Source organism: Agrobacterium tumefaciens (assembly GCF_017726655.1).
In the GTDB taxonomy this organism is placed as follows: Bacteria; Pseudomonadota; Alphaproteobacteria; order Rhizobiales; family Rhizobiaceae; genus Agrobacterium; species Agrobacterium tumefaciens_B.
In genome coordinates this window covers 1587437-1603615 of the sequence record NZ_CP072308.1, presented here as the reverse complement: position 1 = coordinate 1603615, position 16179 = coordinate 1587437, and the positions used below count along the sequence as shown (strand labels likewise).

Below are 16179 nucleotides of genomic sequence, written 5' to 3'. Positions count from 1 at the left end.
ATGCACAATCGGATATTCAGGTCCGTGGCGGGTAAGGTCGTTGCATTGACGATCGGCCTGATCGCGCTCAGCGTGGCGGCAGTTGGTTTTTCGACCTATATCCGCTTGAAGGACAACATCATCACCACCGCGCTGCGTGACACGAACAGCGCGATGCGCAACATGGCGATCCTCTATGAGATGAAGGTTGGCGGCGTTGCTCTCGAAATGGTGGATGGCAACCTCAAGAGCGTCGGCCGCGCCAGCATCGGAACGATGCGCGACAATGACCTCGTGGACCGCACCGCAGCCGGAAACGGCGGGATTTCCACCGTTTTTGAAGCCAAGGGTGGCGAGTTCATTCGCCTGACCACCAACCTCAAAAATGAGAAGGGTGAGAGAGCGGCGGGCACCAAGCTTGCGACCGATCATCCTGCGTTCGAAAAAGTCTCCAAGGGTGAATCCTATTTCGGCACGGCGACGCTGTTCGGCATCCGTTACATGACGGGCTACATGCCGGTCACCAACAAGACAGGCGCAACGGTCGGCATTCTTTTCGTCGGCGTTCCCATGGATGTTTACGACGCCCAGATTTACAGCCTGCGCGACATGATGCTGCTCTGCGGTTCGCTGGCCATGCTCGGCGTTGGACTGCTCGCTTATTTTGTCATCAGGCGTACGCTTCAGCCGCTGGGCAAGCTCACCGCGGCGGTCAAGTCTCTTTCTGACGGCGATCTCGATACGCCGATCCCTTACGCCACCAACACCAACGAATTCGGCAACATCGCTCGCGCCCTGGTCATCTTCCGCGAGAATGCACTTGAGAAACTGGCGATCGAAAGCCAGAGCGCGGAAGAACGCTCCGCTGCGGAGTCCGAACGGCACCGCAACGACGCCGAAAAGCAGGAAATGGACAGCCAGATCGAGTTCGCCGTCGGTGAGATCGCGTCGGGTCTTGGCAGGCTGTCGCGTGGCGATCTCAGCCGCACCATCGACACGCCCTTTGCCGGCCGGCTCGATCGTCTGCGCACGGATTTCAACGAGTCCCTGCTCAACCTGCGCGATGCGCTGGGGCAGATCCGCGAGCGCACGCTCGTCATCCAGCACAGCGGTCTCGAAATCGAACAATCCTCGGTCGATCTGTCGAAGCGGACTGAAAACCAGGCCGCCTCGCTGGAAGAGACAGCGGCTGCCGTCGACCAAATCACCGCCACGGTCAGGTCCTCGGCCGAGCGGGCTCGTGAAGCCAACGAGGCTGTCCGCGTGACCAAGCAAAGTGCCGACAGCTCCGGCTCGGTCGTCAGCAACGCTGTCGATGCCATGGGGCGCATCGAGGATGCGTCGCGCAAGATCGAACAGATCATCGAAGTCATTGACGATATCGCCTTCCAGACCAACCTCCTTGCCCTGAACGCCGGTATCGAGGCGGCACGGGCCGGCGAGGCTGGCAAGGGCTTTGCCGTCGTGGCGCAGGAAGTGCGCGAGCTTGCGCAGCGCTCGGCGGATGCGGCCCGCGAGATCAAGCAGCTCATCAACCAGTCCACCCATGAAGTCAGTTCCGGTTCGAAGCTGGTGCAGGAGGCGGGCACGGTACTTTCCGCCATCAGTCAACAGATCGTCACCGTCAGCCAGCATGTCGAAACCATCGCGACGGCAACGCAGGATCAGTCCTCCGCACTTCACAACGTCAACAGCTCCGTCAACCAGATGGACCAGATGACGCAGCAGAACGCGGCGCTTGCCGAACAGTCGAGCGCGGCCAGCATGATCCTGTCGGGTGAGGTCAAGGCGCTTCTCGAGCTGGTGCAGCGGTTCCAGATGGAGCAGGGCTCTGCCGGACACTCGGATCGCTTCAACCGCGCGGCCTGAGGCTCCATTTTTAAAAATGCTCCAAGACGCCCGGTCCGCAAGGTCCGGGCGTTTTTATTCGGCCGCCGCCTTCGCCGTGCTGGATATCTGGTTGATATAGGCCCTTAGGGCCGCCGGCTTCACCGGCTTGTGCTGGACGGAAATTCCATATTTCTCGGCTTCGCTGCGCACTTCGGGGCTGCGGTCTGCCGTGACCAGCAGGGCAGGGATCGCCTTGCCGTAAAATGTCCTGATAAAACGGATGGCGCCGATGCCGTCTCCATCATCAAGATGATAGTCGGCGATGATGACATCGGGTGCCGATGCCAGAGCGAGGAATGGCTCTTCCAGCGCGGCAACCGAACCGGCGGGCAAAACCTCGCAGCCCCATCCGCTCAGCAGCAGCGTCATTCCCTCCAGGATAGTCGGCTCGTTATCGATGCACAGCACCCGAACGCCCTGGAGGCGATTGCTGACCGGGGACGGCGCAAGCGGACCATCGGACCTTGCTGGCCTGATACGGTCCGCCTCGCGCGGAAGATGGATGCGGAATGTCGTGCCTTTGCCTGGTGTGGAAATCAATTGAACCGGGTGATGCAACATGCGCGACAGCCGGTCGACGATGGAAAGGCCGAGGCCGAGGCCCGAGGCCGTCTTGGCGCCCTCGTCCAGCCTCGCAAATTCCTTGAACACGGTGCGGAACTTGGAGGAGGGAATGCCGATGCCGGAGTCCGTCACCTGAATGACCACTTCGCTACCCCGGCGGCGGGCGCCGACAACCACCTTGCCTTGAAGCGTGTATTTGATGGCATTGGAGACAAGGTTCTGTATGAGGCGCCGAAGCAGATTGGGGTCGGAGCGCACCGTCAGCGATGTCGGCATGACAACGAGATCGAGGTTCTTTTCCTGCGCCATCGGCGCAAAGTCCGTCTCGATGCGTTTGAGCAACTCGTTCAAAGGCACAGATGTCAGCCGGGCCTTCATGGAGCCGGTATCGAGACGGGAAATATCGAGGACCGCGCCGAGAATGGTCTCAACGGATTCCAGCGCCGAATCGATATTCTGGACGAGATCGCTTTCTCTTGAAGCGCCAAGTCTTTCGACAAGCGAGGAAGAATAGAGGCGCGCGGCATTCAGGGCTGGAGAATGTCGTGACCGGCGGCGGCGAAGAACCGCGTCTTGCCGATATTCGCCTCATCGGCGGCAGCTCTTGCTTCCGCCAGTGCGCGGTTGACGCGGGTCAGTTCCACGGTGCGCTCCTCCACGCGCTGCTCCAGCGTTTCGTTTGCCTGTTTGAGAGCCTGATCGCTTGCGACGCGCTGGGTAATATCCGTGAAAGTGGCGACGATGCCCTTGTCCGGCATGGTGTTGGAGCGCACTTCGATGATGCGTTCACCGCCCCGAGCACCAGCGAGAAAGGCAGGTCCATCGTCAGGAAACTGGTGATGAGCTCGCTCAAATCGCCTTCCGGCATATCGCCGCGTTCCTGCAGCATCGCAACGATGTCCGTAAGCGGCACGCCGACCTGGCCGAATTGCTCGGGCAAATCCAAGAGCGTGCGGAAGCGGCGGTTCCAGATGGTCAATTGTTGCGAGCTATCGAAGACCGCAATGCCCTGATCCATCTGCGCCAATGCCGTCTGCAGCATGTCCTGATTATATTGCAACGCCTCGCTTGCCTGGTCGAGCAGCCAGGCCGTATCCGCGCTTGTATCCTCCGCCTTCTGGAGAATGATCGAGAGCACGAGACGGGCGGAGGAGGAGCCGATGGCGCTGCCGAGCAACTGTTCGGAGAAATGGATCAGCGCCATATCCGCCGGCTGGTCGTCATTGAGCTTTCTACCCGCGGTCTTCTCATAGGTGGCGAGTGACCGCAACATACGTTCTTCGCCGAGATAACGCGCGATCGCGGTCTTGAGATCGCCGACGCTGACGCGGGTTTTCCAGCCGCGCGTCGCAAATTGCGATTTCGAATGGCGCTTGACGAAGATGCCGGACTGGATGCGCTCCACCGGTCTCGGATTGCGGGAGAGCGAACCCAGAACGAAAGCAAGGCTGTTGACCAGCAGGCTGAGGATGACGGCATTGACGAAAGGATCGGCTTCCGGCCCATTGAAGACGGTGCTGCCGGAAAACAGGAAGCCGAGGATATTGGCCGCGACTTCGGAATTGTCAGGGCCGCCAAAACTCGGCAGGAACAGCAGGTAGGCCCAGACGAAAAAACCGGAGCTGAGGCCGGCAATGGCGCCACGCGCATTGGCCCGCCGCCAGAATAGCCCGCCGAACAGGGCAGGCGCCATCTGGGCGATGGCCGCGAAGGCGAGAAGGCCGATGGAGGCGAGGCCCGTGGCACTGTCTGCGGCGCGATAATAGCCATAGCCCAGCAACATGACCGCAAAGATCGCGGTCCGGCGGATGTTGAGCAGCTCCTTGGCGAAGTTGTCCCGGTGCGGCGAACGGTTCAGCAGTTTCTGCCGTAGGAAGATCGGCATGACGATGTCGTTGGAAATCATGATCGACAGGGCCACCGAAGCGACGATCACCATGGCGGTTGCCGCCGAAAATCCACCGATGAAGGTGATGAGCGACACCACCGGCATCTCGTGGGTAAGGGGCAGTTGCAGCACATAAAGGTCTGCATCGCCATTGGCCCCGAGCGTCAGAATGCCGGCGAGCGCGATCGGCAGCACGAAGATATTGATGGCAATGAGATAAAGCGGCAGCAGGAAGCCCGCCATGCGCAACTCTTCAGGTGTGCGATTTTCGACCACCGTCACATGAAACTGGCGTGGCAGGAGAATGATGGCAAAGCCTGATAGCAGCGTCATCACGATCCAGCGGCTGACCGGCGTGTGATAGGTGACGGCCCGCATGGCCTCCTCGTTCGCCGTTGCCAGCTGCCAAAGATGCGCTGGTCCATCGAACAGGACGAAGAGCACGTAAAAGCCGACGGTGCACATGGCAACCAGTTTGACCAGCGATTCCATCGAGATCGCCAGGATGAGACCGTCTTGATGTTCGGTTGCATCCGTGTGGCGAGTGCCGAATATGACGGCGAAGCCAGCCATGACGAGGGTGACCACAAGCGGCAGATCAAGAAAATAAAGATTACCGCTGCCGATACCGTAATCGCCGGGATCGACCATCGTCGCCACGGAACTGGAAACCGCTTTCAGCTGCAACGCGATGTAGGGAATGGCGCCGACCAGCGCGATGATGGCGACGATCATTGCCACGGTGGAGTTCTTGCCATAGCGGGCGGCGATGAAATCCGCAACTGAGGTCAGCTTCTCCGTCTTTGCCAGATCGACGATACGGCGGATGATCGGCATGCCAAGGGTGAAGGCCAGGATGGGGCCCGTATAAATGCCCAGAAATTCGAGACCCTTGTCGGCAGCAAGCCCGACCCCACCGAAATAGGTCCAGGAGGTGCAATAGATTGCAAGGCTGAGCGCATAGACGAACGGGCGTCCCTTTTTGGGCGCCTTCCTCTCACGACTTTTCCTGTCCCCGTAGCTCGCGACCGCAAACAACAGGAGGATATAGGCGAAAGCCGAGCCGAATATGATCCACCCAGGAAGCACGCATCCTCCCATGCAAGAATTCCGCGATATCAAGCATAGGCGAAATCCGCGCCCTTGAGAATGAGCGCGATCTGATCATAAAGTTCAAGACGGGCGTGCAAAAAAGCTAATAAATGCAATCTTGACGAATTCCAAAAGTGTAAGGGAATCTGTATGGTTGAAGGGGTAGGGACAGTCACATAGCTTCAGCGCGTGAAGCAGGAGAGAGGGACAATCTGAATGCTTAACGAATTTAAAACCTTCATTGCCCGCGGCAATGTCATGGACCTTGCCGTGGCGGTGATTATCGGCGCAGCGTTCAACAAGATCGTGGAATCGGTTGTCAATGATCTCATCATGCCGATTGTTGGCGCAATTTTCGGCGGGTTCGACTTCTCGAATTACTTCCTGCCATTGAGCTCCAACGTCAATGCCACCTCGCTTGCCGCAGCCCGAGAACAGGGTGCCGTCTTCGCTTACGGCAGCTTCGTTACCGCCGTCATCAACTTTCTTATTCTGGCCTGGATCATTTTTCTCATGGTCAAAGGCATCAATGCGTTGCGCACCTCCGTCGAACGCAAGAAGGTTGAGGAAAAGTCCGAACCTGCACCACCGCCGGAAGATATCAAGCTGCTCACAGAGATCCGCGATCTGCTGAAGACGCGCTGATCCAGATAGATCTGGTTTAACCGCCGGCCTATGCGGCCGGTGGTTTTCTGTGAGCCACGACCCATAAAGAAAATCCATGGCCGCCTCACGGATTATCATGCACATGGCGGGTGCGATGCGATAAGAAGGCACGAAATGGAGTGTCTTTAATGTCGGTTTTGAACAGTCTGAGCGCGCGCTCTCTGGCGGCTCCCGAAAGCGGTATCGTCGAAGTCGTGAACTATGCCCGCGGCCGGGACAACCTGCTGCCGCTCTGGGTTGGCGAAGGCGATCTGCCAAGCCCCGATTTCATCAATCAGGCGGCCATCGACGGGCTGAACAACGGCGAAACCTTCTATACCTGGCAGCGTGGCATTCCCGAACTGCGTCAAGCGCTGAGCCGATATTATGAGCGCCATTTCGCGGCATCGCTGCCGCCGGAGCATTTTTACGCGACCGGTTCCGGCATGCAGGCAATCGTGCTAGCCGTGCAGGCGCTGACATCGCCCGGCGACGAAATGGTCTATCTGTCGCCGACATGGCCGAATATCGTTGCCGCCATCGGTGTGGCCGGCGCAAAGGCGGTTCCGGTTGGTATCGATTTCAGGGATGGTCGCTGGGATCTCGATATCGACAGGCTGGAAAACGCCATCACCAGCAAGACGAAAGCGCTTTTCATCAATACGCCCTCCAATCCAACCGGCTGGACGGCGACGCTCGACAACCTCCGTGACGTTCTGGCCCTTGCCCGCAAACACGATCTGTGGATCGTCGCGGATGAGATTTACGCGCTCTATCATTACGCGGGCACGCGCGCGCCCTCCTTCCTCGATGTGATGGAGCCGGATGACAAGGTTGTTTTCGCCAACTCCTTTTCCAAAAATTGGTCCATGACGGGCTGGCGCGTCGGCTGGCTCGTTGCGCCGCCAGCCATTGGTCAGGTCATCGAAAACCTCATCCAGTACTCGACATCGGGCGTGGCGCAGTTCATGCAACGCGGAGCAGTTGCCGCGCTCGATCACGGTGACGGTTTCATCCGTGAGAATTACCAACGGGCTCTGGCGTCCCGCGATATTCTCTGCGACGCGCTGATTGCCACCAACCGCGTGGAAACCCTGAAGCCGGATGGCGCTCTCTATGCCTTCCTCAAGATCGACGGTGTCAAGGACAGCCGCGCCACGGCGATTGATATCGTGGACAAAACCGGCGTCGGCCTCGCTCCTGGTACGGCTTTCGGCCCCGGCGGGGAGCTGTTCCTGCGTGCCTGCTTCCTGCGGGACCCCATGCAGATTGAAGACGCTGCGGACAGGCTGGCCTCATACATTCTCGGCAGATGAGTTTTCATGTTGCCGTTTCTCTTTCACGCCGACGGGCGATCGCGCTGAAGTAGACAAATCGGCAACAAAATCACGGCTCATATCAAAAAATTGCAACCCCACGGCGTAACCATCGACGTGGGGTTTTTTGTGTGATATGCGCAATCTGTTCCATTCGTGAGAACATCTTCATCTAATAAATAAAAAGCATCTGAAGACGCTAACCAATCGTAAGCCACCTTTTTAACGGGGCGGGGGATCGGCTGGGTATTGGCTGTGCAAGTAATCAATGATGAAGAATTATTGGCTTTGATGAGTTCAAGAAAAGCAAACAGGGAAGTGGTGTCATGGCTGTTCTGGTCACTGGTGGGGCCGGTTATATAGGAAGCCACATGGTATGGGCTTTGCTCGATGCCGGGGAGGAGGTCGTTGTCATCGACCGGCTCTCCACGGGGTCGCGCTGGGCAATCGCGCCGGCGGCGCGGTTCTATCTGGGCGACGTCGCGGACCGCGTCCTGCTCGACCAGATTTTCGAGCAAAACCACATCGAGACCATTTTCCACTTTGCGGGCTCCGTCAGCGTGCCTGAATCCATCAGCCGACCGCTTGAATATTACGAAAACAACACAGGCACGACGCGCGCTCTTGTCGCGGCGGCGGTCGCCCACGGTATCGGCAACTTCATCTTTTCGTCCACGGCCGCCGTTTACGGAAACCAGCCCTTCGATGGCCCGGTTCCGGAAACCGCGATCCTGAGCCCTGAGAATCCTTACGGCCTGTCGAAGCTCGCCTCCGAAATCATGTTGCGCGATGTCGTGCAGGCCCATGATTTCAACTATGTGGCGCTGCGCTATTTTAATGTCGCCGGTGCCGATCCCTTGGGTCGCGCGGGGCCGTCACCCACGGGTGTCGCGAACCTCATCAAGGTCGCCTGTGAAGCCGCAACGGGGTGTCGCGACCGCGTCGATGTCTATGGGACGGATTACGCGACCGCCGACGGCACAGGCGTGCGCGATTATATCCACGTCAGCGACCTGATCGATGCACATCTGCTGGCCATGGCGCATCTGCGCGCCGGCGGCGGCACGCGCACCCTCAATTGCGGTTACGGCGTGGGCTACTCGGTGCTGGAGGTCCTGCAGTCCGTACAGCAGGAATCGGGATGCGATTTCCCGATCATCCACTGCCCGCGACGTCCAGGCGACATTGCCGCCATGGTTGCGGACTCGACGCGTATTCAGTCGGAATTCGGCTGGCGGCCCCGCTTCAACGATTTGACGACGATTGTTAGAACCGCGCTGCAGTGGGAGGCCAAACGTCAGGCCCAGCAAAGCAATAGAATTCCCCAGGTACGACGCAAGTTGGCGGCAATAGGCTGAGCGGCGTTTTCCTCACGGAAGACGGTTTTCGCGCGTGAAAGAGCTTCGGGCTTCGACTGGCCTGCCGGACAAAAGCCGCGGCCTACTCCGAGTTGCCCTGCCGGCTGTCCTGGTTTTCCGCGCTGCTTTCATCGTCGGCAACAGGAATGGCATAGGAGCCATTCAGCCAGCGGGCGAGATCGAGCGAGCGGCAGCGGTCCGAACAGAAGGGATAGTCCTCCCGCGTTGAGGGCCGGCCGCATTCCGGGCACGGCTGGGCCTTGCGAAGCGGCGTGACGTTACCGGTGCTGTCTGTGGGTTTTGCCATGGCTTATCCCTCGAGCCAGCCCGACGTCACTTCAAATCCTTCTCCGGAAAGAAGCGACATGGTCTCGTAGAGCGGCAGGCCGACAACGTTGGTATAAGAACCGGTCAGCTTCTGCACGAACGCACCGGCGATGCCCTGGATACCATAGGCGCCGGCCTTGCCGCGCCATTGCCCGGAGGCGATATAGGCGTCGATCTCGCGTGTGGAGAGGCGCTTGAAACGCACCTTGGTCTCGGCAACCTTCTGGCGGATCTTGCCGCCCGGGGTCACGAGGCAGATGCCGGTATAGACCCAATGGCTGCGCCCCGAGAGAAGATGCAGCGCCGCCGAGGCCTCTTCCGTGTATTCCGCCTTGCCGACGATGCGGCGACCAACGGCGACCACGGTATCGGACCCGAGAACATAGGCGTCCTTCCACGTCTGCTCGCCTTTGAGCGCCGCCCGCGCGGCTTCCGCCTTCTGAAGCGACAGACGGCGACACAGCGTGCGCGGATGTTCGAGCTTGGCTGGCGTTTCGTCGATATCCATCGGCATCAGGCGCGCCGGTTCGATGCCGATCTGATTCAGCAGCTCCAGACGCCGCGGCGAGCCAGACGCCAGAACGAGCTTTTGTTTTGAATTGGTCATTGCGCGGCCCGGACGTCCGATGCGGAACGTGGATTACTTGAAACGATAGGTGATGCGGCCTTTGGTCAGGTCGTAAGGCGTCATTTCAACCAGCACCTTGTCGCCGGCGAGAACGCGGATACGGTTCTTGCGCATGCGGCCAGCGGTGTGGGCGATGATTTCGTGTTCGTTCTCAAGTTTCACGCGGAATGTTGCGTTCGGCAGCAATTCGGTTACGACGCCCGGGAATTCAAGGACTTCTTCTTTTGTCATGTAAGGGTTTTCTTCCTGTTGATAGTGCCGGACGTGTCCTGTCCGGGAAAATTGCGCGGAAACTACACAATCCCGGCACATTTGTGAACCTCTAAAGCATCGGCTTGAAAATCGCGATTGATTTTAACGCGCCAAGGCAAATTTCAGTCTTTTGAAAGCGTATCCGCCACCGGCTGCTGCCGCTTTGGCAGGCGTTCGGCGATCAGTTTTGCAAGATGATCCCGCACCTCGCGGTAGGCGTCGAGAATCTGCTCGCGCGTGCCCGTGGTCACCGTCGGATCCATGGTGGGCCAATAGACGACATCGAGAGAGTTCGAGCGCGTCAGTTCCAGTGCGGCGTGATGCGCTTCTGGGGTTAATGTAATGATCAGATCGAAAAAATCATCCTCGATCTCGTCCAAAGTGCGCGGTTTATGTTTGCCGAGCGAAAAACCCTGCTCCTCCAGCACCGCATCCACGAAGGGGTCGCGCTCTCCCGCCCGAACGCCCGCCGACTGAATGTAGATGCCGGGCGCCACCAGCCGTTTGGCGATGACCTCCGCCATGGGTGAGCGAATGGAATTCATGCCGCACATGAAAAGGACCGATTTCGGCGCTCGTCCTTCATTCGGCGCTGCGGCAGGATCGCTCATCTCTAACCCCGCCAATAAAGGACACAGACCAGGGTGAAGAGCCGGCGCGCAGTATCGAAATCCACCTTGATCTTGCCGGACAGCCGGTCCATCAGCGTCTGCGAACCATCATTGTGGATGCCGCGCCTGCCCATGTCGATCGCCTCGATCTGGCTTGGCGTAGAGGAGCGGATCGCCTCGTAATAGCTTTCGCAGATCAGAAAATAATCCTTGATGATGCGGCGGAACGGCGTCAGCGACAGGATATGGGTGGAGACATCCTTGTCGTCTTCGGTCTTGATCGAGAAGACGAGTTTGGAATCGACGAGCGATATGAACAGCCGATAAGGCCCACCCTCGTGGCCGGCCGGCTCAAAGGTATTTTCTTCGATCAGGTCGAAAATCGCGACGGCACGTTCGTGCTCCACGTCGGGCGTGGACCGGCCGATGCTATCGTCCAGTACCACGTCGCAGAGCCGGAAGTCGCCTGACGCCATCGCTTAGCTTTCCGGGTTGAGGCGGATGGAGACCGAGCGCGCGTGCGCGTCCAGCCCCTCCGAGTGGGCGAGCGTGATCGCTGCCGGCGCGAGCTGGCGCAGCTGATCAGGGCCTAGGCGCAGGATGGACGTGCGCTTGACGAAATCCAGCACGGAAAGGCCCGAGGAAAAGCGGGCCGAGCGCGCAGTCGGCAGAACGTGGTTTGAACCGCCGACATAATCGCCGATAACTTCAGGGGTGTGACGTCCAACGAAGATTGCGCCCGCGTTGCGGATATGGGCCATCAGGCTATCCGGATCATCGACGGCAAGCTCCAGATGCTCGGCGGCAATGCGGTTGGCAAGCGGAATGGCGTCGGTTAGCTTGTCGACCAGAATGATCGCGCCGAAATCCGCCCAGCTGGCCGCTGCCGTTTCGGAACGAGAGAGGCGTTTCAGCTGCCGCTCGACAGCAGCTTCAACCGCTTTACCGAGCTCGGCATTGTCAGTGATGAGAATGGATTGCGCGCCGCGATCATGTTCGGCCTGCGCCAGAAGATCGGCCGCGAGCCAATCGGGGTTATTGTCCCTGTCAGCAATGACAAGCACTTCAGAGGGACCGGCGATCATGTCGATGCCGACGGTGCCGAAGACCTGCCGCTTGGCTGCCGCTACATAGGCATTGCCTGGACCGACGATCTTGGCAACCGGCGCTATGGTCTCGGTGCCATAAGCGAGCGCGGCAACAGCCTGCGCCCCGCCGATGCGGTAGATTTCCTCAACGCCGGCGATACGCGCCGCCGCGAGCACGGCGGGATTGACCGCGCCGCCATTGGCGGGGACGACCATGACAACGCGCTCCACACCGGCGACCTTGGCCGGCACGGCATTCATCAGCACGGAGCTTGGATAGCTGGCGGTACCGCCGGGCACATAAAGGCCAACTGCCTCGATGGCCGTCCAGCGCGAACCGAGGCCGACGCCGATATCGTCCTCGTAGATGTCATCCTTCGGCATCTGTCGCGCGTGGTGTTTTTCGATGCGACGCGCCGCGAGTTCGAGCGCCTCGATGACGTTTGTATCGACCATCGAGAACGCGGCGTCGATTTCATCCGCCGTCACCCGCATGGAAACCTTGGTAAAATCAATGCCGTCGAATTTATGGGAATAATGGGCAAGGGCCGCATCGCCGCGATCACGGACATCATTGATGATGTCGCGAACGATCGCGTTGACGTCTTCGGAAACTTCTCTCTTGGTTGTCAGGAAGGCCGCAAATTTCTGTTCGAAATCAGCCGATGCCCGCTCCAGCCAGATTGCCACGCCATTACCCTTTCATAGTCCCCGCGGGTTAACCCGCGAGGTGCACGAACTTGTCCGCTTAAAATGCGGCTCTGGTAAGTGGCATAAATCGAAACGGCAAGGAAAGGCAACCGTCGCGACGGCTGGCGACGGTTATTCGCTGTCGGGATGATGCGGTTTTGTGGTTGTTTCCCACGCGCCGCTGACATCGGTCAGCTGCGCCTCGATGCATTCGACATCCAGGGCGATGGTTCCCCCGCCGGAAAGCGCCAGTTCGACGACGCCATCGGGTCCCTCGCCATTGGGGATGAAGCGCACGGCCAGAAGCGAAAGCACCTGTTCCCTGTCGGCGAGATTGATGGATTGCGAGCGCACGGCCAAGACGCGCTTCAGAAAAATCACGCTGCGGCAGCGTTCCGGCGGCGTATTCTTTTTGGTGGTGCTCTCCCAGACGAAACGGTTGGCGGAGAGTGTGAACTGCCTGTGTTTCGGCTCGAAGGCAACATCCTTCAGCTTGAAGACGCTGTCCTGCAAATGTGTCGAGATGATCGAGAGATCTTCGGTATCCAGCGCCAGCAATTTGAGGCCGCTCATCGTTATCGTCCTTTTCTGCGGCCACGAGCCGCCCTGTCTATTTCTGATAGTTGAAATAGGCAGTCACGGCCCGGTCTGCAACGGGCAAGCGGATGAGCGGCGTTGAGATGATCAGTCGCTGACACGCTCAACCAGTGCGCCGCAGCGGGTGAGCTTTTCTTCAAGACGCTCGAAACCGCGGTCGAGGTGATAGACGCGTGACACCATGGTCTCGCCTTCCGCTACGAGGCCGGCAATCACCAGCGACACGGAAGCGCGCAAATCGGTCGCCATCACAGGCGCACCCTTGAGGCGGGACACACCCTCGATGCGAGCCATTTGGCCGGAGAGCGAAATCTTGGCACCAAGACGGGCGAGTTCCTGCACATGCATGAAACGGTTCTCGAAAATCGTCTCCGTAATGTGCGAGACGCCCTGAGAGCGCGTCATCAGCGCCATGAACTGCGCCTGCAGGTCGGTCGGGAAGCCGGGGAAGGGCTCGGTGACGATGTCGACCGGCTGGATGCCATTGCCATTTCGCACGACCCGAAGGCCGGTTTCCGTCTCGCTGATCGTCGCGCCTGCCAGACGGAGGGTATCGAGCGCGTTGTCCAGCAGCGATGCCCGCGTTCCTTCCAGCACCACGTCACCCCCGGTCATCGCGACCGCCATGGCGTAGGTGCCCGTTTCGATGCGGTCTGGCAGAACACGGTGGCGCGCGCCGGAAAGCGAGGTGACACCTTCGATGGTGATGGTGGAGGTGCCGGCGCCTTCGATCTTCGCGCCCATCGCGATGAGGCAGTTGGCGAGATCGACGACCTCGGGCTCGCGGGCGGCGTTGTGGATGACGGTGGTGCCGCGGGCAAGGCTTGCCGCCATCAGCATCACATGCGTTGCGCCAACGGAAACCTTCGGGAAGGTAAAGACGGCACCGATCAGGCCACCCTTGGGCGCGGAGGCGTTGATATAACCGCCATCGATCTCCATCGTCGCGCCGAGCGCCTGCAGTCCCTCGATGAACAAATCCACCGGTCGCGTGCCGATGGCGCAGCCGCCGGGCAGCGAAACGCGGGCGCGGCCTTCGCGCGCCAGCAGCGGGCCGATGACCCAGAAGCTTGCGCGCATCTTGGAGACCAGCTCATAGGGAGCTGTCGTATCGACAATGGTGCGGCAGGTGAAATGTACGGTGCGGGAATAGGCTTCGCCCTGGCTTTCGCGGCGGCCGTTAACCGAGATATCGACGCCGTGATTACCGAGAATGCGGATGAGCTGCTCCACGTCCGCCAGATGCGGGACGTTTTCGAGCGTCAACGTATCGCTTGTCAGAAGCGATGCGATCATCAACGGCAGGGCCGCGTTCTTGGCGCCGGAGATGGGAATGATGCCGTTGAGCGTATTGCCACCCGTAATTCTGATGCGATCCATGCGTCCCTACGGGCCTTTGCCCGCCTTTCTTATCCTGCCTTGTGGAAAGGCGTGTCCATAGACCAGTTTCCACGGCGTTTCAATTTATGCTGGTTGAATTGTCTATGAAGATGATTCGTCCGTTTTTGCGGCAGGCAGGCCAACCGTGTGGTCTTCCTCGCCCGCGCGGCGCGCGCGAACCTGCTGTTTGCGCTTCAGGAGATTTTCCCGCAGCTTCTTCGCCGCCCGCGCCTTCCGCTCCGCCTCCCGTTGCCGCGCCTTTTCGCCAGGCCCCGCCTGGGCCTTGCCATCGCTCGGCGCTGCAGAGGCGTCGTCAGAAGCGCCACGGGAAACGGTGGCCGTTGCCTGTTTGTCATGATGGTCGTTCATAGAGTGAGCAATATCTGAAAAATGCATTTTTCAACAGGGGGCACGCTTTTTTGCCCTGCTGGATGAAGAATATCGTTTTGCGACTTGCGCTCGTCAAAAACCTATGGCAATAGGCCGCCACGCTTGATGCTGAAGCAAATGCTTCGGCACCGGATGCTGCTATAGCTCAGGGGTAGAGCACTCCCTTGGTAAGGGAGAGGCCGAGAGTTCAAATCTCTCTAGCAGCACCATTCTCTCCGAAAAATCAAATACTTATATCGGTTGTTAAGCTGATCGGCCAAATCGTGGACGCATGCGCGCATCGGTCGATCGTCAGCAAAAGGAAAACCGCGCCCCTTGCGAAGCGCGGTTTCCATATCCGAATATTCTGTTGCTGCCAGAGCGGGACGAAACCGCCCGTAGCCATCGGGCGCCGCTTACTGACGGAATAGCGACAGAATATTTTCGGAGCTGGTGTTGGCAATGGAGAGCGACTGGATGCCCAGTTGCTGCTGTGTCTGAAGAGCCTTGAGCTTTGTGGATTCTTCGTTCATGTCAGCATCAACCAGACGGCCAATGCCCTTGTCGATGGAGTCGGTCAGCTTCGAGACGAAGTCTTCCTGAAGGCCAATGCGCATTTTGATCGAGCCGAGGGCGGCGGACGCGCTGCTGATCGACTGAAATGCGGTTTCAACATCGGTCAGAAGATTACCGATGGTGTAAGTCGGTGGTGTTGCCGCGTTGAACAGCTTGAGATCGATATCCCAGACGGAAATGCCGGAGGCCGTGCCGGGCTGGCCGATGATGCCCTTCGTCGTATCAAGCGTCGCGGGAGTGCCTGTCAGGCCGAAAAGCACATTGGCGGTCGTCGTGCCGGCGGTGGTGTCGACCAGCGTGTAGTCGGTTTTCGTCACGCTGACGGTGCCGCCCGCGGTGCGCACGAAGCCGGAAACGACGGTCTTTGCGCCAGTGCCCAGCAACCAGTTTTCGCCGCTGAAGGATGCGCCTTGCGCAATCGATTCGAGCTGCTTCTTCAGCTGATCGATTTCTTCCTGGATCTTCGTCTTGTCGACACCTTCTTCGGTTGCCGCGACGATCTTGGACTTGATCTCCTTGACGACTTCGACGGTGCTTTCCATCGCGGAATAGGCAACATCGACCTTGGCGGCGCCAAGTCCGAGCGCGTCCTGAACGGCGGAGAGCGCCATGTTGTCGGAACGCATGGTTGTTGCGATCGACCAATAGGCGGCGTTATCGGAGGCCGACTTTACCCGCAGGCCGGAAGACACTCTGGATTGGGTTTCTTCGAGCTGGCTGCTGATGCCGCGCAACGTTTGAAGAGCCGACATTGCGGCGATGTTTGTAAGAATACTTGTCATAATTGCCCCTCTGAGCTGGCTAAAAGGAAGGGACATTCCGGGATCGCCGGAAACGACAGCGCGGCGTGATGCCTGTTAACCTCTTTTTCGTCTTGGTTAACGAGTCGTTTCGATGCGTCGATTTAGCCGTGATTTGGTTAATGATCT

At 59.2% G+C, this 16179-nt stretch carries 15 protein-coding genes, 1 tRNA gene and 1 pseudogene; 5 read left to right on the top strand and 12 right to left on the bottom strand.

The features are described 5' to 3' along the window. Entirely contained in the window at positions 1 to 1848 is a 1848-nt protein-coding gene (locus AT6N2_RS07990) for a methyl-accepting chemotaxis protein (RefSeq protein WP_209085430.1), read from the top strand. A gap of 54 nt (positions 1849 to 1902) precedes the next feature. On the opposite strand, the gene AT6N2_RS24390 is transcribed toward AT6N2_RS07990, so the two are convergent. Further along, the gene (locus tag AT6N2_RS24390; protein ID WP_425292723.1) at positions 1903 to 2811 is read right to left on the bottom strand and encodes an ATP-binding response regulator; all 909 of its coding nucleotides are present in this window, start codon (positions 2809 to 2811) and stop codon (positions 1903 to 1905) included. Positions 2812 to 3191: 380 nt separating this feature from the next. Further along, positions 3192 to 3451: pseudogene (locus AT6N2_RS24385) on the bottom strand (PAS-domain containing protein); the annotation flags it as partial. 2178 nt (positions 3452 to 5629) lie between these two features. Between AT6N2_RS24385 and mscL the strand changes: the two are divergent. The 3 genes from mscL to galE all read left to right on the top strand — a co-directional run bounded on the left by mscL (position 5630) and on the right by galE (position 8732). Beyond that, on the top strand, positions 5630 to 6058 hold the full coding sequence (gene mscL, locus AT6N2_RS07980) for a large conductance mechanosensitive channel protein MscL (RefSeq protein ID WP_063949679.1): 429 nt from the start codon (positions 5630 to 5632) through the stop codon (positions 6056 to 6058). Between the two features lie 149 nt (positions 6059 to 6207). Further along, complete coding sequence (locus tag AT6N2_RS07975; protein ID WP_209085427.1) at positions 6208 to 7374, top strand: pyridoxal phosphate-dependent aminotransferase; 1167 nt, start codon at positions 6208 to 6210, stop codon at positions 7372 to 7374. A 326-nt stretch (positions 7375 to 7700) separates the two neighbouring features. Beyond that, the gene (galE, locus tag AT6N2_RS07970; RefSeq protein ID WP_209085424.1) at positions 7701 to 8732 is read left to right on the top strand and encodes a UDP-glucose 4-epimerase GalE; all 1032 of its coding nucleotides are present in this window, start codon (positions 7701 to 7703) and stop codon (positions 8730 to 8732) included. A gap of 82 nt (positions 8733 to 8814) precedes the next feature. On the opposite strand, the gene yacG is transcribed toward galE, so the two are convergent. The 9 genes from yacG to AT6N2_RS07925 form a co-directional block, all read right to left on the bottom strand. Beyond that, entirely contained in the window at positions 8815 to 9039 is a 225-nt protein-coding gene (gene yacG / locus AT6N2_RS07965; RefSeq protein ID WP_209085416.1) for a DNA gyrase inhibitor YacG, read from the bottom strand. A gap of 3 nt (positions 9040 to 9042) precedes the next feature. Then, positions 9043 to 9666: a Maf-like protein gene (locus AT6N2_RS07960; protein WP_209085414.1), complete on the bottom strand. Its 624-nt coding sequence runs from the start codon at positions 9664 to 9666 to the stop codon at positions 9043 to 9045. A gap of 33 nt (positions 9667 to 9699) precedes the next feature. Then, positions 9700 to 9918 (bottom strand): translation initiation factor IF-1, encoded by a 219-nt coding sequence (gene infA / locus AT6N2_RS07955; protein ID WP_027673809.1) that lies wholly within the window; start codon positions 9916 to 9918, stop codon positions 9700 to 9702. Between the two features lie 143 nt (positions 9919 to 10061). Beyond that, the gene (locus AT6N2_RS07950; RefSeq protein ID WP_063949684.1) at positions 10062 to 10550 is read right to left on the bottom strand and encodes a low molecular weight phosphatase family protein; all 489 of its coding nucleotides are present in this window, start codon (positions 10548 to 10550) and stop codon (positions 10062 to 10064) included. 2 nt (positions 10551 to 10552) lie between these two features. Next, positions 10553 to 11026 carry a UPF0262 family protein gene (locus AT6N2_RS07945; RefSeq protein ID WP_063949685.1) on the bottom strand — a complete coding sequence of 158 codons (474 nt, stop codon included), beginning with the start codon at positions 11024 to 11026 and terminating at the stop codon, positions 10553 to 10555. 3 nt (positions 11027 to 11029) lie between these two features. Continuing rightward, positions 11030 to 12328: a histidinol dehydrogenase gene (hisD, locus tag AT6N2_RS07940; protein ID WP_063949686.1), complete on the bottom strand. Its 1299-nt coding sequence runs from the start codon at positions 12326 to 12328 to the stop codon at positions 11030 to 11032. A 132-nt stretch (positions 12329 to 12460) separates the two neighbouring features. Continuing rightward, the gene (locus tag AT6N2_RS07935) at positions 12461 to 12901 is read right to left on the bottom strand and encodes a DUF2948 family protein (RefSeq protein ID WP_063949687.1); all 441 of its coding nucleotides are present in this window, start codon (positions 12899 to 12901) and stop codon (positions 12461 to 12463) included. 111 nt (positions 12902 to 13012) lie between these two features. Further along, a complete protein-coding gene (gene murA / locus AT6N2_RS07930) occupies positions 13013 to 14305 on the bottom strand; it encodes a UDP-N-acetylglucosamine 1-carboxyvinyltransferase (protein WP_209085411.1) in 1293 nt (430 codons plus the stop codon). A gap of 102 nt (positions 14306 to 14407) precedes the next feature. Beyond that, positions 14408 to 14674, bottom strand: a complete 267-nt coding sequence (locus AT6N2_RS07925) for a hypothetical protein (RefSeq protein ID WP_209085397.1) — start codon at positions 14672 to 14674, stop codon at positions 14408 to 14410. Between the two features lie 155 nt (positions 14675 to 14829). Here AT6N2_RS07925 and AT6N2_RS07920 point away from each other — a divergent pair. Beyond that, positions 14830 to 14904: transfer RNA gene (locus AT6N2_RS07920), tRNA-Thr, on the top strand. A gap of 186 nt (positions 14905 to 15090) precedes the next feature. Here AT6N2_RS07920 and AT6N2_RS07915 read toward each other — a convergent pair. Further along, positions 15091 to 16032 carry a flagellin gene (locus tag AT6N2_RS07915; RefSeq protein ID WP_063949690.1) on the bottom strand — a complete coding sequence of 314 codons (942 nt, stop codon included), beginning with the start codon at positions 16030 to 16032 and terminating at the stop codon, positions 15091 to 15093. Between the last annotated feature and the right edge of the window lie 147 nt (positions 16033 to 16179).